24 protein-coding genes are annotated in these 19,330 nt (G+C 37.7%); 7 read left to right on the forward strand and 17 right to left on the reverse strand.

Annotation, left to right across the window (positions count from 1 at the left end):
* Nucleotides 1–13: 13 nt before the first annotated feature.
* From IPH66_04145 to IPH66_04160, 4 genes are read right to left on the reverse strand one after another with little or no spacing between them, the layout of a single operon-like run.
* On the reverse strand, nucleotides 14–754 hold the full coding sequence (locus tag IPH66_04145; GenBank protein ID MBK7128544.1) for an SDR family oxidoreductase: 741 nt from the start codon (nucleotides 752–754) through the stop codon (nucleotides 14–16).
* Nucleotides 751–1,569, reverse strand: a complete 819-nt coding sequence (locus IPH66_04150) for an XdhC family protein (protein ID MBK7128545.1) — start codon at nucleotides 1,567–1,569, stop codon at nucleotides 751–753. Before IPH66_04150 ends, IPH66_04145 begins: the two co-directional genes overlap by 4 nt.
* Nucleotides 1,553–2,176 carry a nucleotidyltransferase family protein gene (locus IPH66_04155; GenBank protein MBK7128546.1) on the reverse strand — a complete coding sequence of 208 codons (624 nt, stop codon included), beginning with the start codon at nucleotides 2,174–2,176 and terminating at the stop codon, nucleotides 1,553–1,555. The genes IPH66_04150 and IPH66_04155 overlap by 17 nt, the downstream gene beginning before the upstream one ends.
* Nucleotides 2,169–2,519: a 4Fe-4S dicluster domain-containing protein gene (locus IPH66_04160; protein MBK7128547.1), complete on the reverse strand. Its 351-nt coding sequence runs from the start codon at nucleotides 2,517–2,519 to the stop codon at nucleotides 2,169–2,171. The genes IPH66_04155 and IPH66_04160 overlap by 8 nt, the downstream gene beginning before the upstream one ends.
* Before the next feature lie 243 nt (nucleotides 2,520–2,762).
* On the opposite strand from IPH66_04160, the gene IPH66_04165 reads away from it, so the two are divergent.
* On the forward strand, nucleotides 2,763–3,023 hold the full coding sequence (locus IPH66_04165) for a hypothetical protein (protein ID MBK7128548.1): 261 nt from the start codon (nucleotides 2,763–2,765) through the stop codon (nucleotides 3,021–3,023).
* Here IPH66_04165 and truA read toward each other — a convergent pair.
* Nucleotides 2,983–3,738, reverse strand: a complete 756-nt coding sequence (gene truA / locus IPH66_04170) for a tRNA pseudouridine(38-40) synthase TruA (GenBank protein MBK7128549.1) — start codon at nucleotides 3,736–3,738, stop codon at nucleotides 2,983–2,985. The genes IPH66_04165 and truA overlap by 41 nt on opposite strands.
* A gap of 75 nt (nucleotides 3,739–3,813) precedes the next feature.
* Between truA and IPH66_04175 the strand changes: the two genes are divergently transcribed.
* Together IPH66_04175 and porQ are read left to right on the forward strand one after the other, a co-directional pair.
* The gene (locus IPH66_04175) at nucleotides 3,814–4,335 is read left to right on the forward strand and encodes a metallophosphoesterase family protein (GenBank protein MBK7128550.1); all 522 of its coding nucleotides are present in this window, start codon (nucleotides 3,814–3,816) and stop codon (nucleotides 4,333–4,335) included.
* Nucleotides 4,336–4,369: 34 nt separating this feature from the next.
* Nucleotides 4,370–5,431 (forward strand): type IX secretion system protein PorQ, encoded by a 1,062-nt coding sequence (gene porQ / locus IPH66_04180; GenBank protein MBK7128551.1) that lies wholly within the window; start codon nucleotides 4,370–4,372, stop codon nucleotides 5,429–5,431.
* Between the two features lie 86 nt (nucleotides 5,432–5,517).
* Here porQ and IPH66_04185 read toward each other — a convergent pair whose 3' ends face one another.
* The 3 genes from IPH66_04185 to IPH66_04195 form a co-directional block, all read right to left on the reverse strand.
* The gene (locus tag IPH66_04185; GenBank protein MBK7128552.1) at nucleotides 5,518–5,865 is read right to left on the reverse strand and encodes a hypothetical protein; all 348 of its coding nucleotides are present in this window, start codon (nucleotides 5,863–5,865) and stop codon (nucleotides 5,518–5,520) included.
* 197 nt (nucleotides 5,866–6,062) lie between these two features.
* Entirely contained in the window at nucleotides 6,063–7,352 is a 1,290-nt protein-coding gene (locus tag IPH66_04190; GenBank protein MBK7128553.1) for a gliding motility-associated C-terminal domain-containing protein, read from the reverse strand.
* Between the two features lie 12 nt (nucleotides 7,353–7,364).
* Nucleotides 7,365–7,901: an RNA polymerase sigma factor gene (locus IPH66_04195; protein ID MBK7128554.1), complete on the reverse strand. Its 537-nt coding sequence runs from the start codon at nucleotides 7,899–7,901 to the stop codon at nucleotides 7,365–7,367.
* A gap of 321 nt (nucleotides 7,902–8,222) precedes the next feature.
* Here IPH66_04195 and IPH66_04200 point away from each other — a divergent pair, with 321 nt between their 5' ends.
* Nucleotides 8,223–9,158 (forward strand): malate dehydrogenase, encoded by a 936-nt coding sequence (locus IPH66_04200; GenBank protein MBK7128555.1) that lies wholly within the window; start codon nucleotides 8,223–8,225, stop codon nucleotides 9,156–9,158.
* 113 nt (nucleotides 9,159–9,271) lie between these two features.
* Nucleotides 9,272–10,174: a hypothetical protein gene (locus tag IPH66_04205; GenBank protein ID MBK7128556.1), complete on the forward strand. Its 903-nt coding sequence runs from the start codon at nucleotides 9,272–9,274 to the stop codon at nucleotides 10,172–10,174.
* Between the two features lie 88 nt (nucleotides 10,175–10,262).
* On the opposite strand, the gene IPH66_04210 is transcribed toward IPH66_04205, so the two are convergent.
* From IPH66_04210 to IPH66_04250, 9 genes are all read right to left on the reverse strand, one after another.
* A complete protein-coding gene (locus IPH66_04210; protein ID MBK7128557.1) occupies nucleotides 10,263–10,598 on the reverse strand; it encodes a DUF86 domain-containing protein in 336 nt (111 codons plus the stop codon).
* On the reverse strand, nucleotides 10,595–10,879 hold the full coding sequence (locus IPH66_04215) for a nucleotidyltransferase family protein (protein ID MBK7128558.1): 285 nt from the start codon (nucleotides 10,877–10,879) through the stop codon (nucleotides 10,595–10,597). The genes IPH66_04210 and IPH66_04215 overlap by 4 nt, the downstream gene beginning before the upstream one ends.
* A gap of 247 nt (nucleotides 10,880–11,126) precedes the next feature.
* On the reverse strand, nucleotides 11,127–11,579 hold the full coding sequence (locus IPH66_04220; GenBank protein MBK7128559.1) for a MarR family transcriptional regulator: 453 nt from the start codon (nucleotides 11,577–11,579) through the stop codon (nucleotides 11,127–11,129).
* A 22-nt stretch (nucleotides 11,580–11,601) separates the two neighbouring features.
* Nucleotides 11,602–12,057, reverse strand: coding sequence for a hypothetical protein (locus IPH66_04225; protein ID MBK7128560.1), 456 nt, complete (start codon nucleotides 12,055–12,057; stop codon nucleotides 11,602–11,604).
* Nucleotides 12,050–12,616 carry a YceI family protein gene (locus IPH66_04230; protein ID MBK7128561.1) on the reverse strand — a complete coding sequence of 189 codons (567 nt, stop codon included), beginning with the start codon at nucleotides 12,614–12,616 and terminating at the stop codon, nucleotides 12,050–12,052. Before IPH66_04230 ends, IPH66_04225 begins: the two co-directional genes overlap by 8 nt.
* 20 nt (nucleotides 12,617–12,636) lie before the next feature.
* Nucleotides 12,637–13,017, reverse strand: coding sequence for a DoxX family protein (locus IPH66_04235; protein MBK7128562.1), 381 nt, complete (start codon nucleotides 13,015–13,017; stop codon nucleotides 12,637–12,639).
* A 95-nt stretch (nucleotides 13,018–13,112) separates the two neighbouring features.
* The gene (purE, locus tag IPH66_04240) at nucleotides 13,113–13,604 is read right to left on the reverse strand and encodes a 5-(carboxyamino)imidazole ribonucleotide mutase (GenBank protein MBK7128563.1); all 492 of its coding nucleotides are present in this window, start codon (nucleotides 13,602–13,604) and stop codon (nucleotides 13,113–13,115) included.
* Between the two features lie 17 nt (nucleotides 13,605–13,621).
* The gene (locus tag IPH66_04245; protein ID MBK7128564.1) at nucleotides 13,622–14,629 is read right to left on the reverse strand and encodes an acyltransferase; all 1,008 of its coding nucleotides are present in this window, start codon (nucleotides 14,627–14,629) and stop codon (nucleotides 13,622–13,624) included.
* Complete coding sequence (locus IPH66_04250) at nucleotides 14,607–15,743, reverse strand: 5-(carboxyamino)imidazole ribonucleotide synthase (GenBank protein MBK7128565.1); 1,137 nt, start codon at nucleotides 15,741–15,743, stop codon at nucleotides 14,607–14,609. Before IPH66_04250 ends, IPH66_04245 begins: the two co-directional genes overlap by 23 nt.
* A gap of 405 nt (nucleotides 15,744–16,148) precedes the next feature.
* Here IPH66_04250 and IPH66_04255 point away from each other — a divergent pair, with 405 nt between their 5' ends.
* Together IPH66_04255 and IPH66_04260 are read left to right on the forward strand one after the other, a co-directional pair.
* On the forward strand, nucleotides 16,149–17,834 hold the full coding sequence (locus IPH66_04255; GenBank protein MBK7128566.1) for a gliding motility-associated C-terminal domain-containing protein: 1,686 nt from the start codon (nucleotides 16,149–16,151) through the stop codon (nucleotides 17,832–17,834).
* The gene (locus IPH66_04260) at nucleotides 17,827–19,221 is read left to right on the forward strand and encodes a PorP/SprF family type IX secretion system membrane protein (protein ID MBK7128567.1); all 1,395 of its coding nucleotides are present in this window, start codon (nucleotides 17,827–17,829) and stop codon (nucleotides 19,219–19,221) included. The genes IPH66_04255 and IPH66_04260 overlap by 8 nt, the downstream gene beginning before the upstream one ends.
* Nucleotides 19,222–19,330 lie beyond the last annotated feature (109 nt).

A 19,330-nucleotide genomic window follows, 5' to 3' on the forward strand; every position in this document is an offset into this window, starting at 1 on the left:
GTTGAATTGATAATTATAATCCGGCACCTATGCTTTTTCCGCCGTCCACGTAAATAGTTTGTCCTGTAATAAATTTGGTTTTATCATCACAGAGAAAGGCTACCGCTTGTGCAATGTCTTCTGGCGTTCCCATGCTTTTGGTTGGTTGTGCTTCAATTAATTTTTCTTGAACGTCAGCAGGTAGTTTTTGAGTTAGCGGAGTATCAATCAAACCCGGTGCAATAGCATTCACCAAAATTCCGTTTGCGCCTAATTCAAGTGCCAGCACGCGGGTCATTCCAACCACTCCTGCTTTTGATGCAGCATAATTTGATTGACCTCTGTTACCAAGCCATGCGCGTGATGAAATATTGACAATTCGTCCTTTGTTTACCGGACGCATTAACATAGCTGCTTGTCTGCACATCAGCCAAGTGCCTCGCAAATTTATTTCTATCACTTTGTCAAAATCTTCAACGGGCATTCTCCAAATTACGTTGTCTCGGATAATACCCGCATTATTGACTAGTGCATCAAGGGTATTGTATTTTTCTTTGATATATGAAAACAGCGTTTCAACTGATTTTTCATCACTGATGTTGCAGGTTTTGAATTCTGCTGATTTGCCTAAAGCTGCTGCCTGTTTTTGTCCGTTTTCTTCATCAACATCGGCAAGAATAGTGAAATAGCCCTCATTCACCAGCCTGGTGGCAATTGCCTTTCCAATTCCGTTGGCAGCGCCTGTTACAAGTGCTGTTTTTATTGGTGTACTCATTTTACTTGTTCTGCTTTTTTAGTTTTTGTCTCGTTGTTTTTTTTCGCTTTGAGATCTGTCGTGCTATTCTTGAAACTGATCAATTCTGACATAATGCTGATAGCAATTTCAAAAGGATCTTCGGCGTGGATGTTGATTCCAATTGGCATGTGTACTTTTTCAAGTTGTGATGATGTTGCAATGCCTGCATCAGTGAACATTTTTTTAGTAATTAAAATTTTTCTCTGGCTGCCAATCATGCCCAAATAGGCATGTGGTTTTCCAATACAATAACTTAAAATATCTCTGTCAAGTGCATGTTCATAGGTTGCAATAACAGAGTAAGTATATTGATCAAATGGGAGCAGGGGCAGGGTGTTTCTAATTTCAGCACAAAGTTTATTGATGCGTGAATCACTCACCTGATCCATATACTCTTTTCGGTCATCAAAAAGATATACTTCAAAATCAGTATTCAGGGCAAGTGAAGCCAAAGCCTGGCCGGTATGACCGGCACCAAAAATGTACAGTTTTTTTTGTGGCATAAGTGGTTCGATAAAAATTTCAACTGTTCCTCCACAGCACATATTGTGTTGATGCAACAAATCATGTCTAAATAATTTTGGCTGATTTAGGTTAAGCTGTAGCAAGGCATTCTGAATCACATTTTTTTCCAGATTTCCTCCACCTATCGTACCATCAATAGAGCCGTCTTCGTATACAATCATTTTTGCACCGGCATGTCTGGGCGTAGATCCACTGACTGCAACAACCGTGCATAGTACAGCTTTTTTACCTGATGAAGGTACGCTTGCTATTTTATTCCACACGTTCATGCATTAACTGTTCATATTGTTCAGGCGAATTAATATTGTCAAGTATCGCAGGATCGTTGACATGTACCTCAATAAGTTCAACTGTACTTATCAAATCACGCAGGGTAGAATTTTCTGGTGCAGCTTGAATTGCATTACGCAGCCAATTTGCTTCCATCAGAACAGGGTGTCCGCGGTGCGAATTAAAAACCGGAATACATACAGAACCAGCTTTGGCATGCTCCATCAAATATTCAATGGTAGATACTTGCAGAAAGGGCGAATCTGTATTTTGAATAAAAACATAATCATCATTCAGATGCTGTAATCCCAATTTAATACTGTGCAACCTTCCAAGTTCAGGGTTGTGATTTGGAATCACTTGAGAACTGAGTTTCAGTCTTTGAACCAGAGGTTCGAATTCATCAATACAAAATGATCCGTTTAAAACGGCAATCACCCCGCCGTTTAAAGCGAGGTGAAAGGTATCTGCAATTTGTTCAATAAAAGTTGTGTTTCCCGGAATAGGGAGCCAGGATTTTGGAGCTTTCATCCGGCTGGATTTTCCACCGGCAAGAATAATTGCTCCACATGTTTTCCCATCGTCGGTACGGGAGGTGTTATTCACCGTGAAGCATTGCTTTTTTAGCCAACAGCTGATCCGCACTTTCTGAGTTGTCAGCATCTGGTAGACAACAATCAACCGGGCATACACTTGCACACTGCGGTTCATCATGGAATCCTTTACACTCAGTACATTTTTCAGGTACAATGAAATAAAAATCATTTGAAATAGGCTCCTGATCTGCGTAAGCATCTATCTCTGATCCGTTTTTCAATTTAAAAGATCCTGAAACTGCAGTACCCTGAGCCGCGCTCCAGTTTGTACCACCTGAGTAAATAGCATTGTTCGGACATTCTGGTTCGCATGCTCCGCAATTAATGCAATCATCTGTAATTTTTATGGCCATAGTATTTAGAAAAATAATTTGAGGAATAAAGTAAGGTAGTTTTGAGAGCAGTGCCTATGACATGTATCATATTTTTATATAAAAATTCTCATGAAACGCTTATCTGGCATAGCCTGTCAGGATTTACAACGCTTGAGTGACTTAAGACACAGGAAGAAAGGCCGAGCTTGAGTAATTTCGGGCACTTGAACATTGCATAGCCTTGAGCCACAAAAATAATTGCCATTATAAAAAAAACGACGAATGAAATATCTGAATGACATTTTCAAATTTGCTTTGATAGCCAGCCTTACTTTGGGTTTGGCGCCTTTTAATCCCCCTCATATTATTGGTAAATTACAATGGTTAGCCGGTGGCGGAGCCTTTAGTGGTGAGCAACCCATGCAAGCAGACGATTGGTTTGATTTATTTTTACACGGCACACCTTGGTTGGTGATGATTGTATCCGGACTAATTATCTTATTTACAAAACTGAAATCAAATCAACCGGGTATTCAACGTTAATCAAATTAAGACCCTGTGCAGGTACTGAAGTTCCTGCTTTGCCTCGGTCTGCTGATTGCAGAATAGTTTCAAACTCCTTCAAATTTATTTTACCTAAACCCACGTCAATCATTGTGCCTGTGATTGCTCTTACCATATTGCGCAAAAAGCGATTGGCACTTATGGTAAACAAATAACCATGCTCGGTAATTATCCATTCTGCCTTAGTGATGTTGCAGAGAAAATTACTCACATCGGTATTTACTTTGCTGAAGCATTGAAAATCTTTATGACCAATCATAATTATACAAGCCTGATTGATTTTATCAATATCCAAATCAGCCCTGTGATACCATGAAAATTCAGTAAGAAATGGATTTTTTTGTTGATGAATGGCGTACTCGTATGTTCTTGAGATTGCTGAAAAACGCGCATTAAAATCAGAGGATACTGCTTGGATATTTCGAATAGCAATATCATCAGGCAGCATGAGGTTCATTTTGAAGCATAATTGTTCAGTTTCAAATAGTAGATCACTGTCAAAATGTGCAAAATAGCAACTTGCATGCACACCGGTATCTGTGCGCCCGCATCCGGTAATTTCTATTGGTTGATTACTGTGAAGTTGACTGAGAACTGATTCAATTTTTTCTTGCACAGAAATTTGTCCATTTTGTCGTTGCCAACCAAAATAGTGCGTGCCTTTATATGATAATTGCAGAACGTATCTTTGCATTTCAGTTCTTTTCTACAACAAAGTTATTTGTTTCTTCAGTCAAACCAGAATTTTTTTTCATACTAAATTCACAACATGAAACGCATTGGGGTGTTATCAGATACGCATGGATATCTTGATCCAAAGATTTATACATACTTTAAAGAGGTGGATGAGATATGGCATGCGGGTGATGTTGGTGATGTATCAGTGATTGATGAACTTGAGCGCTTTAAACCTGTGCGCGGGGTATACGGTAATATTGATGATCATCAGGTAAGATTAAAATGGCCTAAACATAACCGGTTTATGTGTGAAGACATTGAAGTACTCATTTCTCACATTGGCGGACGACCATTTAAATATAATGCGGAAGCCTGGCCTGAGTTGTCACAAAAATCTGCCGGCATTTTTGTTTGTGGACATTCTCACATTCTACTTGTGCAGTTTGATAAAAATCTTCAATGTTTATGGCTCAATCCGGGTGCATGCGGATTCAAAGGATTTCATAAAGTTAAAACCCTGTTGCGCTTTGAAGTGCATGGAAAAGAAGTTAAAAATATGGAAGCCATTGAATTGGGACCAAGAATAGCAAATGGTACAATTGATTCTCCTTAATAAAATATTCATTCGTTAATTCCGTTATGAGGATATGATTTACAGATTTGTTTTTCTGAGTATGTTTTTTTCTTCAGCTGTTTTTTCACAAACCGGTGGAGAAAATGTTTGGTCTTTTCTTGATTTGGATTTTAGCGCGCGCTCTCTTGCCTTGGGTTCTGAATTTATTCCCTTGCGTGACGGTGATATCAACTTGGCTGTTACTAATCCTGCAAGCATCACCAATGAATTGGACAATCAGTTAACCATGAATCATTTTATTTATCCTGCAGGCATTAATTATGGCATGTTAGCATACGGAAAACACTTTAATAAAGTCGGAACTTTTACCGGTCATATGCGCTACGTGTCTTATGGCAAATTTACCCGCACCGATGCAACCGGTATTGAACAAGGCACGTTCACTGCAGGTGACTATGCAATAGGCAGTGGTTATGCAAAAGACTTAAATAAATATTTTTCACTTGGTGCAAATATGAATTTCTTATTCTCACATTATGAAACTTATTCTGCTTTTGGAATGAGTGTTGATGCGGCGGTTTTATTTCATCATGATGAAGCAAACGTTACCATGAGTCTAGTTGCTAAAAATATTGGGTATCAATTCAAGGGTTTTACCCAAGACAATCATGAACCTTTGCCTATTGAGGTAGTTGCCGGTATCTCGTACAAATTTCATCATGCGCCGTTCAGACTTAGTCTTGTTGGTACTGATTTAACGCGATGGGATCTTACTTACAATGATCCTTCATGGGAGCCAACCATAGATCAGCTCACGGGTGATACCATTCCAATACCTGAAGCGGGCTTTGCAAAAAAACTTGGATATCATGCAAATTTTGGTCTTGAAATTTTACCTACTGAGAATTTTTTTGTGCGAATTGGATTCAACTATCAACGCAGAAATGCCTTGGGCGTAATAGATCGTATGGGTATTGGCGGCTTTTCTTTTGGCACCGGATTTAAGATTAAAAAATTCGCGTTCAACTACGCTATTTCATTCTATTCAGCCGCCGGATCAGTTAATGTTTTTAGCATCACAACAAATTTCAATGAGTGGAGAAAATCTGCTACAGATGATGTCAAGAAGGAGTAGTTATTGTGATAGTGAATGTCTGAAGAAAATTTATTCCGAAACTTTCACATGCTTTTTTGCTTTCATATTCTTCTCACTGGTATCCTTTATAAATACATAGTGAATTCATAGAAGTACTCGTAAATTGATACAGTATTGCTTAATGCCAAACCAACAATAAAAAAAAGCAGTATGCAAATAGTTGATGCGGGATATTGCTTTTTTATACTAAGAAAAATTGCCGGTACCAAACTTGCCAAAACAAAACAGAATACATTGATCTGGTTTCCATTCTTGAATATAACGGTGTACTTTGGCAAAAGCGGCGAAACAAGCAGTTTGGCATCTAGATAGATTTTCATCAACAATAAAACTGCGGACAGCCCAATCACAATGTATGACAGGAGATTTATATTTTTCCAGAGTTTTGTTTTTTTGTCATCTGCATCTCTCATGCTCTTCTGAATTAGTTCAGTAGTTATATATTATTGATAGTTGGGCAGGATTTTTTTTTTAAGAAGAAGATGAATATACTGAATTATCTCTTGTTGATGAGTTTTGGTGAAATAGCTATAAAATAAAAATCCGCCCTTTCGAACGGATTTTTAAGCAAAGAAAACCATCCCGGATTAACCAGGACATGAGGAAGATTTTATCTGGTGATGATCACTTGTCCTTCGTATAATTCAAGTTCACCATTTGAATTTTTAAACTGAACTTTCCAAACGTAAGCTCCTTCTTCAGCGGGGCTGTTGTCAGTTACATTAGTTCCATCCCAAGGTAAATTCACTTCATTAGTTTGATACATGAGTTTACCGGCTTTATCGTATATAACCATAGTGAAATCAACATCCATCAAGCGCAATGCTTCAGGAATGAAGTAGTCATTCATGTTATCTCCGTTAGGTGTGAACGCTGTTGGAGCTAACAAGTTATAATCATTTTTAATTTCGATATTTTTCTCAGTAGTTGAAGTACAGCCATACTCATTGGTAGCACTTAAAGAAACAACGTATGCTCCTTTTTTGCGGAACGTATATTCAAAACTGTTCTCAGTTGATGTTTTTAATCCCTTGATATCCCAATTCCATGTTTCAGCAGATTCTGTAAGATTGATAAATGTTACAGTAGGAATCAGTTCATTTGATTTTTCCCAAGTAAATGCAACGGCAGGTGTTGGATTAACCGTGATTTCTGTACTTGTTTTGGCCAATGTTTTATTTGTTCTGCCATCTTTCATTGCTAGAGTTACAGTATAAGTTCCGGCTTCAGCATAAACATGTTCAGACATTTTAGCTGCGCTGAATGATCCATCACCAAAATCCCACACATAAAGTGCAGACTGATTCATGTCTTCAGGAGTAAACAAAAATGCAGTACCTGCGCATGCATTCGTATTGCTAACATCAAAGCGCGCATTCACTTTTGAGGTCACAACATGATGCTCTATTACTTGTTGGTTGTCATCTGGATTTACCACGTGATGATTGCCCTGTGTTTCATCTGATGCAGTGTTGTCTTGAGAAGAATTTGCGTTGTGATTAGCTGATGTATTGTTGTTCTCAGAAGAACTTTGAGTGGTGTTATCTGATGAATGAATACCATCAGTTGCTAGGTGGTCAGTATTTGTACCGTTAGAATTTTCTGATGCGTTATTGTTGTCAGCATCAGATTGATGTTCAGGTAAGATATTACCGTTAGACTCTGGCTGAGTTGGAGTTTCGTTTTGAGTGAGCGTATTATTAATATCGTTTTGAGTATCATCCTGAGCAATATAAACCGCCCCGGTGATAAGCACAACCGCCGCCGCTGAACCAATGATCCATTTCATTGCTCCGCCTTTGTTACCGAGTTGACCACTCACGTTAGCCCATACCTGAGCATCGTAAGGAGCCTCATAACTCTCAACCGCCTCTTTAATTATTTTATCAAATTTATCCATCGCAGTGATGTATTAATGTTCAAATTTTAAACTCAGTTCTTCTTTTAATTTCATTTTGGCTTTCGCCAGATTTGATTTAGACGTACCTTCAGAAATGCCCAGATATTCAGCAATTTCTTTATGACTCATCCCTTCAATCACATACAAGTTAAACACCGTGCGGTATGCCGGGGATAAAGCGCTTATAGCTTTGATAGCCGTTTCAGCTTTTATCTTGACCTCCTGTTCGTCATCTTCAGCAAAGGGAACATCTTCCTCTATGTTTGAAATGCGCGAATCGTCTTCAATTGAAAATGGGTCACGTTTGTTTTTCCTGATCTGATCAATGGCAGTATTTATCATAATGCGTCTGATCCAACCTTCCAAAGAACCTTCAAAATTGTAAACGTCCAGTTTGTTGAAAATCTTGATGAACCCATTCTGTACCATGTCCTGTGCCTCGTCTCTGTCTTTGGCATAGCGCATACATACCGCCATCATTTTCCCGTAGAAAAGTTTGAACAGTTGTTGCTGATACTTGCGTTTACCTTTTATGCAACCGTCAACAATGGTTCGTAAATCTTCGCTTGTTTCCACTGGTTTTTACACTATAAAGACGTTGAGTTGTTTAACGGGTTGCCAGTTAACCTGAAAAAAAAGCATTTTTTTTGACTTCTCCCTGTTACAATTAACTGAAAAGTATTGTTATCACTGATTTTATGAGCAATATCATTCATGGCAATGAGGATTTGATTTTTTTTAAAAAATAGGGTGAACCCAGACAAAAATCAGTAAAAAAAACGGGCTTCGGTTCAAAATCTTTCTAAATTCGTGCCTGTCTCAGAAAAGAGTCTGAAATAATCATATTACTAACATTAAATAATAAATCCGATGAAAATTACCGTTGTAGGAGCAGGAGCAGTAGGAGCAAGCTGCGCTGAATACCTTGCTATTAAAAACTTTGCCTCTGAAATTGTTTTGATTGATATTAAAGAAGGTTTTGCTGAAGGAAAAGCGATGGACCTTATGCAAACTGCATCATTGCTTGGCTTTGATTCTAAAATTACCGGCACCACCAACGACTATTCTAAAACTGCCGGATCAGATGTAGCGGTGATTACTTCTGGTATTCCTCGTAAACCGGGTATGACTCGTGAAGAACTGATTGGAATCAACGCCGGAATTGTAAAATCGGTGTGTGAAAATTTGATTAAACATTCTCCAAATGTGATTTTGATTGTGGTAAGTAATCCAATGGATACGATGGCTTACCTTGCACATAAAGCAACTGGTCTGCCTAAAAACAGAATCATTGGTATGGGTGGTGCATTAGATAGTGCACGCTTTAAATATCGTTTGGCTGAAGCACTCGGTTGCCCGCAATCTGATGTTGACGGTATGGTAATTGGCGGTCACTCTGATACCGGTATGGTACCATTGATTGAAAAAGCAGTTCGCAATAGCGTTCCTGTTACTGAATATCTCAGTGCTGAAAAACAAGCTTGGGTTGTTGAAGAAACAAAAGTAGGAGGTGCTACTTTGACAAAATTATTAGGGACTTCTGCTTGGTATGCGCCTGGTGCAGCCGTTACCGCAATGTGTCAGGCTATTGCTCTTGACTCTAAAAAAATGTTCCCTTGTTCAGCTATGCTTGATGGTGAATATGGTTTGAAAGATATTTCTTTAGGCGTGCCTTGTATCATTGGAAAAAACGGAATTGAAAAAATCGTTGAAATTAAATTGTCTGATGCTGAAAAAGCAAAGGTTGCTGACAGTGCAAAAGGTGTTCGTGATGTAAACATGTTGCTTGATGCGGTTGCAAAATAATTGATCAAATAGTTTAATTGGAAAAACGCTCTCAGATTTTGGGAGCGTTTTTTTTTGATGATTGCTCTCATGAATTACCCTGTTACTTTCTCCCTTTTTTGTATTCAGGGTATATGCGATTTTTGTTTATTACCTCATTTGTCTTACTCATTTCATGTGCTCATCAAAACCAACATGGACAGTTGAGTAATTCTACATTCTATTTCAAAAAAGGTGGTTCTATAAAATATCATGACCACACATGGTTGCAGCCCTTTGAAAGAGATGAGCAAGTGACATTTTTAAAACAAAAAGCAGAGAGCAGAGAACCGTTGATTGTGCATACAATGGTACCGCTTTGTGATAATGCGCATCAAGGAATTGTTCCGGTGAGTCCTTCATTGGGTGATGGATTCAATCTGAAAACTAATTTGTATTGGGCAACACGTCACGGAATGAAAAAGTACTTTGAATTAAAGGATGAATGGATTAGTTTGAACTCAAATTTTATAGCCAACGATACCATTCTTGAACGCGCAATTTTTAAACGAAGTTTTAATGGCTATTCTGAAGTTATTTTAATCTGTGATGCCTACCGAGGCGACCAAATGGATGCCTGCGTAAAGGATTATCTAAATAGTCTTGCCGGTTTTCACTCGGATTCTGTATTGATTGATTCAACATGGATTTTATGCGGTGATCAGGCAGACATGTTGGTCTTTAATGGTCATAATGGATTGTACGAAGTTTATCCAGATACTATCTATGCACAACACACGCGTAAAAAAGATGCTGTGGTTTTAGCTTGTTCAAGTTACTGGGGTTTTACGCCATTTATCCAAAACGCCAATTGTTATCCCTTGGTTACGACAAGTTCATCCATGTATCCGGGTGCAACAATTCTTGATTATATCATTGAAGCTTGGGTCCAATTTAAATCAGGAGAAGAAATACGTTTGGCAGCTGCCATGGCATATCATGAAATGAAAAATTGTGGATTGAATGCTGCAGATGGTTTGTTTGTTTCGGGGTGGTGAATGCTATATCCCTTCCCTCAACCTGTCTAGTAAAATTTGTGCTTTAGCGTCACTTTCTCAACATGATAAATTGTGAGAAGATGAGTTTTTATTGATTGTTGATTCCTTCTAGTTGCTTTAGTAGCATCGGTACATCCTTTTCAACAGTAGTCCATACAATCCAAATGTCCACATCAACATAATCGTGAATTAATTTGTCTCTCATGCCTGCCATGTCTGACCAAGGAACATCAGAATATCTTTTTTTAAATTCCGACGATAATTTTTTTGATGCTTCTCCGATTATTTCAAATTGTCTGATCACTGCATCTTGCGTAATTTCAGATTTTAGGAAACTTGATTGACTGTGTATTTCAGTATACGCAATAATCTTATGCAGGGCATGAAGTATGTGGTCAATAAAAATACTGTCGTCTTTTTTCACTCAAGAAGCATTTTTAAATCGCGCTGAACGTAGGCCTCAATTTTCTTATTGACAAGTGAACGATTTGTGACAAGATCAACTTTTCTTCCTAAAATCAAACTCAGCTCTCTTTCAAATTTAACTAGTTCAAGGAGGCCGATGTTGGTCTTAAAAGTCACTAGTATATCAACATCACTTGTGTCATTGTAGTCACCTCGCGCAAAAGAACCAAATACACCAATCTTTGAGGCGTGATGACTTTTTAGGTAATCTACTATTTGCTGACTTTGAAAGCTGTTCATGCTCCAAATTTAAGATTTATTTAGGTAAAAATCAATTGTTAAAAGCTTACATCTCTACCGGTTCTTTTTTAGAATCATTTATTTATATAGAATCTACGTCTTTTGCAATTTATTCTAATTACCATTATGCCGATACCCATCGGTATAATGGTAATTGAAAACGTATCAGTTTTTGTAATTGTATTATGGATTCAATTGTTAAGACAAGAATCTATTTCAGAATAAAAAAAACTCAGACGAGATAAAACTATATCCCCTCCCTCAACCTATCCAGCAAAACATTTACTTTGGCGGCCTCAGCTTCAGAGAGTTTATGCAGGCGTTTATCCATTTGCTTTTCCCAGGTATCAATTTCTTTGAGAAGTTGTAAACCTGCATTGGTGATGACAACATCTTTTTGCCTGCGATCAGCAGCATTTTCACTGCGGGCTATCACTTTCTTTTGAACTAGCCGATCAATAATTCGGCTAACATCTGAATTGCGATCTATCATTCGTTCTTTAATCAAACCAATGCTAGCCGGTTTTTGTTTTTGCCCACGTAGTATTCTTAACACATTATATTGCGCAGGGGTGATGTGGTAATCTTTGATGGTTTGATGAAAACATTCGCCAAGGCGTGAACTGGTCAAAAAGAGGTTTACCGCCAGTTTATGAAATTCATTCCGGAATTTAGATTGCAGCTCGTCTTCAATTTTCATGAAACAAAAGTACAGATTTCATTTAAAAGTAAGCTTGCTCCAAAACGGCATCTAAATATCGGTTGAGGTCTGCATCAAATTCAGCACCGGCGCTTACAACACCGGTTAGTTTTATTTTGTCTCCGGGTTTTAATGATTGTGCTTTTTCTTTTTGATCATCCATTAGTGTGAACCGGGCACCGGCTTCTTTTTTACCCTGAATAGTAATCACGGTTTCATTCAGCATATTATTTGTGATATGCTGAATGGTTCCACTCATGGTAACAATCTTTGAATCGCCATCATCTGCAAGGTATTTATTTTTTGCAGCTTTAGAATCTTCCAAAAATTCTGAAGTAAAATCATCTACATCAAATTCATCAAAAACCGGTGCAGTTTTCACATCACGATGTGGTTTAAACCATGTGTCTAATCCAATGCCTGCGCCAAGCAGCAGAACACAAAAAAAAGCGAGTAGGGGATACTTTATCTTATTCATAATTTACTTTTACTTCTACATCTAACATCTGTGAAATGGAGTCTGCTATATCAGTTACACCAAATAAAAATCTGTCGAGTATAAATTTTGCTGATGCTGATATTTTACCGTTTTCTACTACAATGGTAGCTTTTGTTTTTACTTCTTTTGTTACTCCTTTCATGGTAAGGTTGCCTTCAACTTGAATTGAGTAGCTACCGTTTTGATTGTATTGAATTTTGTCATGATTGAGAATGTTACCCACAAATTTGGCACGAGGAAATTCTTTGGAATTCATAACATCTTTTTCATTGAAATGCTTTTGCATCGTGGCATTATCAAAGCGGAAACTTTGAATGCATGCAATGAAAATTATTTTCCCGGTGCTTGTGTCTAATTCACTTTCTACAGCATAGTTTTGAGCTAGCACCTCTTCCATTTCTGAATAGAAACTGATGTATCCTGTTTTTGTTCCTATTGCTTGTGCGTGACTGCTATTTTGTCCGACAACTATTAAAAATAGGGTAATCATAAAGATATTACCTGTTTTGTGACGAATCAACTCTAGAATCTTTTTCATTTTAATTTACATTAGAAATTTTATTTATTGGCTTTTTTCGGTTTAATAAACCACTGGTTAATGCTAGCAACAATTGCTATGGCCAAGGGTGCAAAAAAAGGCTCGTCATGTGCCACATGAGTGTATACTGCACCCGCCATCATGCCAATTAACATAAGTGTGGAAATACCTGAAATTTTTCTGATGAACAAGCCCAGTACAATGAGTATTTCAGCTATTGCTATCCATTGCATATACTCGGTTAAATTCCATTTTGCAAAATTTTCAACCAAGGTTTGATCTTTGCTTAATTTCATAAATGCGGCACCAAGCATCATCAGTGCCAGTATGCCTGCTATAACATAGTAAGACGCAATTTGTATCCAATGAGGTTTAGTTATTTGTTTTGTTGTTGAAATCATAATCCATTTTTTGTACAAATATATGTTATAACAAATAAAGTTACAACAAATAAATGATAATTTTTTTAATTTTGATGAATACTGAAGATTGATAATTAAAGATTTTTCAATTCATCTGCAGACTTTAACACCTCATCTCGGAGTTTGTTTTTGTAGTCTGTGATTTTTTCCAATACATGTGGATTAGCACTGCCAATAATGCTGGCGGCAAGTATGCCGGCATTTTTACCACCGTTGAGTGCTACGGTTGCAACCGGAATTCCGCCGGGCATTTGTAAAATAGACAAAATAGAATCCCAGCCATCAATTGAATTACTTGATTTTACCGGAACACCAATAACGGGCAGTGGGGTAAGAGAAGCGGTCATTCCCGGTAAATGAGCTGCGCCACCCGCCCCGGCAATAATGACTTTTAATCCGCGTGATACAGCGGTTTTGGCATATTCTACCATGCGTTCAGGAGTACGGTGTGCTGATACTACCGTGATTTCATAAGCTATTCCAAATTCTTTCAGTATCTCAGCTGCCGGCATTAAAACCGGTAAATCTGATTTACTTCCCATGATGATTCCTACTTCTGCCATAATCTCATTTTACAACAAATTTACTTTTTTGTTTCATTTCGCTTGTATTGAATAGATGCTGACCAACGTAAACAAGGTTTTTCAATGAGTTGATACAAGATAAATGCTCCAACCCAACTAATAGCTAATGCAAGTAAAAAATAAAGCCATGGGTAGTTTGACCAACTTGGTAATGATGAGGTGAAATATAAAAACCACCCACCTAATAAGCCATGGATCAAATAATAGGAATATGAGATTTTCCCGGTTGTTTTAAATAAAGTAAGCTTGCGAGGCAACCATAAAATCAAAACAAAACCTAAGATGCTCACAAATAAATCAGGCCATTGAAAATACCGGTACAAACAAAATAAAATGCTGAGTTGAATAAGTCCAGATATCCATTTATTTCCATTCTGCATCAAATAAAACACGTTGAATCCGGTGAGAAAATATGGCATGTTCACCAGGGCTGTATCTGTGTCTCTTGTTAGCATTCCGAGTAATAATAGGGCAGCGGATATCAATAAATAAAATCCGTTATTTTTCATCATGAAAGGGAAAAGAATACCAATAAGTAGATAAAATTGAATTTCAACTTCAAGGGTAGCAAAAACAGGATTAATCCATCCCCATTCAGGAAAAAGATCTGCAAGAAAAAACACATTCACAATAACTTGCTTGAAATGGATATCAAAATCAATATGCCAAATAAATTTACATAAGATAAAATTCATGCTGATAATTGCCAGTATGGTGATGAGATAGGGAGGATATAATCTACTCAATCTTTTTCCAAGATATCTGAAATAATCAGTGATTGCATAACCTGCCCGATGCAGGGCAAAAGGAATAATAAAACCAGAAACAATGTAAAACAACTCTACTCCTTGAGCCCCATGTATGGTAATGTTTCTCGCATCATCTGAGTTGATCAAAAAATTAGTGCCATTTGTGTAATGAGAGAAATGAAATACAGCAACTGACAAGGCCGCCAGCGCACGCACGGTTTCAATATGTCCAAGGTCACGCCCCGCTACTGATGACACGAATAGTTTGTTTTACAACATGTGCTTTTTCTTTTGCCTTCACCATGTCATGGTCAAGTATGGTGACATGACCCATTTTGCGAAACGGTTTTGTCGTTTTTTTTCCATATAAATGAAGATATACTCCAGGAATTTGAAGAATTTCATCCAAACCTTCATACGCTGCCTGCCCACTGTAATTAATTTCTCCCAGCAAATTCACCATAACAGACGGCATAACACTCTCAGTTGCTCCAAGTGGCAAGTTCAAAATGGCTCTAAGGTGTTGCTCATACTGCGATGTAATGTTTGCTTCAATTGTCTGATGTCCGCTGTTATGTGGCCTTGGAGCAATTTCATTCACTAGTACCTGATCATCATGCGTGACAAACATTTCCACAGCAAGTACGCCGGTTAATTGCAATTTTTCTATAATGTCCACGGCAATTTTTTGGGCTTGTACTTCAACCGCTGAGCTAATATCTGCAGGTGAGAATAAAAATTCAACCAAATTAGCAACAGGGTTAAATTCAAGTTCAACTACCGGAAAATTTTTAATTTGTCCGACACTGTTGCGAGCTACAATAACTGAAATTTCTTTTTTGAAATCAACAAATTTTTCCAATACACTTGGGGCATCAAAACCCTTTACAAAATCTGCACTTGTTTTCATTACTTCAACTCCTTTGCCATCATAGCCACCAACACGCAACTTTTGTACAAAGGGTAAATAGCTTGTATTTTGATGCAACTCAACATGATTTCTAATTAACTTGAATTCTGCTGTTGGAATACTATTTTTCAGGTAAAACTCTTTTTGTAAACCTTTATCCTGAATCATTCGAATGATATGGGGTTGCGGAAAAACATGAATACCTTCTGAAGCTAATTTTTCAAGGGCATCAACATGAATGTTTTCAATTTCAATAGTAATAATGTCACACGTTTTCCCAAAAGCATAAACCGTGTCAAAATCTTGTAAACTACCGCAGTGAAAAGTATGGGCTAAAGATTTGCACGGGGCATTCACGTCAGGATCCAGCACTGCAATTTCTAGATCATACCGGATAGATTCATTGATTAACATGCGTCCCAGTTGTCCGCCACCAACTATTCCAATTTTCTTTTTGAGCATAAAATCTGATTCACGCAAAGGTATCAAGATATGAAGATATAAAAAACCTATTCACCGCATTAAAGAGAAAGAAATAGATAATGGACATCCTCATTTTTAAAAAGACAGTTCTGCTATACGTTGACTATTTTGGTGGCAGCCAGAGATTGATTTAACAACCTGCCACAGAGTATATTTTATTTCTGTTGATTTATTTTGGTATGCTATCACAACCAAGATGGTTTAGAATGAACTTTAGATGTCACAAAATTGATGCTGCAGAAAATGGATATTAAGCGTTTAGTACTGCTAGTCTAAGTACAAAGAGAATGAATTATTTGCGGATTGTACTTTAATCGCTTATATTTGCCTAAACTACTTCTTACTTGACCCATGATACGAAAATTTTTTCTCGGACTAATTTTGATGATTGCGTCCTTAGGCGGGAGGGCTCAGTCGTTTGATCTTACTATTACTACATTGGTTGCACCAGCTAGTGGGTGCTCGCTCCCAAATTCGGCGGTAATAACTATCTTGGTTTACAATGCCGGTCCGGCTGGTACTGGTTGGTATGCTCAAACTTCTTTTGACGTGAGTTATTCATTAGACGGAGCACCTGCTGTTGTTGAAACTGTGCCACTTGCTTCAGGGTTGAATGGAGGACTAGTCTATTCGTATTCTTTTATAGCTCAAGGAGATTTCTCGGCTTGTCAAGTGCATACACTCGATTTTGAAGTAATAGCTGTTGTGGCTGAAACCAACACAGCCAACAATACCTGGAGTACGACCGTGACTTCCGATTGTCCACCAACACCCGGTACCATTACAGCGCCTGCCACAGTTTGTTCAGGCATTAATTCTGGGAACTTTGTGATTACAGGCTACAATGGAAACCCTGAAGATTGGTATTATTCAACAGATGGCGGTGCAACATATCTAACAACCGGGAATATGTCAGATACACAGCCGTACACTAATATCAATTTGCAAATGTATTGGTGGGCATTGATGGGCAGTCCTTATGGATATTGCGCAGATGATTCTACCCCTGTGGTAGTGATAGATGTGGTTCCGCAAACCGTTGCAGGAACATTGCCTGCAAGTTATGATATTTGTGATAATGGAAATGGTGGTCAAGTTGATCTCTCCGGTTATTTGGGTAATATTCTTCAATGGGAATATTCTTATGACGGTGGGATTGATTGGGATACACTTGCCAATGTATCAGACTCTCTTGAATACTGGAATCTCAATGATACCATCACGTATCAGGTTTTAGTTCAAAACAGTATTTGTCCAGCTGCTTATTCAAATCAAATTACCTTAACACTGATTCCGGGTACTGATGCCGGCGCTATTGTGGGTGAATTGTTGGTTTGCAATTTTGAAAATGATTCTTCATTAGAGGTAAATCCAATTGTAGGTTCACCAATTGATTGGATAGTTTCTTATGATAACGGTACAACATGGACAAATACAGGCGTAACAGACACAATTTATGATTATAATGGACTTTTAGGATACACGGTGTTTGGTGCAGTTATTCAAGAATCAAGCTGCCCTACAGACACTGTATTTCATGCCATTGTTGTTCTTCCTCTTGCGCCAACTGGAGGGGCTGATGTTTCAATTTTTGAAGGTGATTCAACGCAATTATCAGCATCAGGAGGAATTAACTTCTTGTGGTTCCCTGTTTATAATATGAGTGATGAAACTATCTACAATCCTATAGTGTGGCCTGAAATTACTACGGTCTATAACGTGCAGGTAACTGATATCAATGGATGTATAGATACCGCTTCGGTGACAGTTACCGTATTGCCTAACGTTACTGAACTTGTTGTCCCTAATCTGCTCACCCCTAACGCAGACAACTTCAATGACATTTTGGTTATACCGAATTTAGATACCTACCCAAATAATGAAATAGTTATTTTCAACGGCTACGGACAAGTTATTTACAAGGCTCAGCCATATTATAATGATTGGGATGCCACATTTAATGGAGCTGTTGTACCTGATGGAACTTATTATTACGTCCTTGACCTGCATGACCCTGCCCTAGTACCTGATCCATTTAAAGGAATTATTACTGTTATTGGAAATGAATAGAGTACTACTGTGTCTGCTGGGATTTATTATATATACAGCAGGTTTTAGCCAACAAGCACCGCTTTATAATCAATATCACCTCACTCCGCTGGTGTTTAATCCATCGTACACCGGCTTTAATGATGGGGTAGATGTTACATTAATCAGAAATCAAAAATGGGGAAATTACGGTGAAGGTTTTAATGCCAATAGCCTCAATGTGAGCACGCTCTTGCGTGATGAAAAATCAGGATTAGGAATTTCATTATACAGTGATTTTGTTGGAATAACCAGTAAACTCAACGCACATGTTTTGTATTCATACAAGATAAAATTTGGAGAGAAAGCTTTTTTACGAGCAGGCATAGCAGCCGGTGTTGTTGATAATCGCATTGATTTCAGTAATGCTATTGTTACTGATCCCAATGATCCTATCGTTATCAATGCTGTTGGAGACCGTAAAACTATGTTTGACATGAACGTTGGTTTAAACTTTAATTATGCTGATTTCCGTGTTGGTGTCAGTGTACCGCAAGTTTTAGGTTCCAAATTAATTTATTCTGATAATAATTATTCTTACTATACTTTAGAAAGACAATTAGTTTCAACGCTTGGCTATTCTTGGTTCATTAGTCGTGAAAAAGGAATAATTCTGAATCCTGAAGCGCTTGTTATTTATTCTTTTCCCGGTGCACCCTTGCAATATTCTGCCAATCTTTATTTTGAAATGCAAAAATATGGATGGATTGGAGTAGGGTACAAGAGTGATTATGCTTTGAGTTTTTCACTTGGTGTGAGTGTAGTAAAAAATTTCAAATTTGGTTTGGCGTATGATTTTATCATCAATGATATTGCAGGTTTCAGCACTGCGCCCAATGCTGAACTTTTATTGAAATATTCAATTCCGCCTAAAGTACAGCAGGTGCAAGACAATTCAGAGTATGAGAGAATGTTGGCAGAGCAAAAAAGAATCATGGATAGTTTAAATAACGTAATTGTTGAAGATGGAAAATATATTCAGGATTTGGAAGACTCATTGAAAAAATGGCCAAAAACTGTGGCGGTTACTGTTGATACCACAACTAAAGATACTATTCCACAAATTTCTGACGCAGACATGACCTCTAATCCGCAAGATTATTTCATTGAATTAAGTGGTAAAGACACACCAAACGGATATTATGTAATTACCGGTGCATTTGCACAAAAATCTAATGCTGATGCGCTTATTCGTAAGATCAAGCCTAAATACCCGAATGCCAGAATTATTCAAAACAAACGGAATAATTTGTATTACGTTTTACTCTATCACTCCACTGTGCGTGATGAGAAACTGGCATACGCATCATTTCAAGCAAAATCTGACTTAGTCGAAGAGACCTGGGTGCTTCATTATGTTAAGCCTTGATCAATTCTAAAAGTTTTTAGTTAAGATTCCATTAAATTTGCCAACAATTTTGCTGTTGATATCATTTTGCAATAGTTTTAGGCAACCATTGCATATTGTTTCCGTCTCA

Source organism: Crocinitomicaceae bacterium (assembly GCA_016708105.1).
Classification (GTDB): domain Bacteria; phylum Bacteroidota; class Bacteroidia; order Flavobacteriales_D; family Crocinitomicaceae; genus JADJGJ01.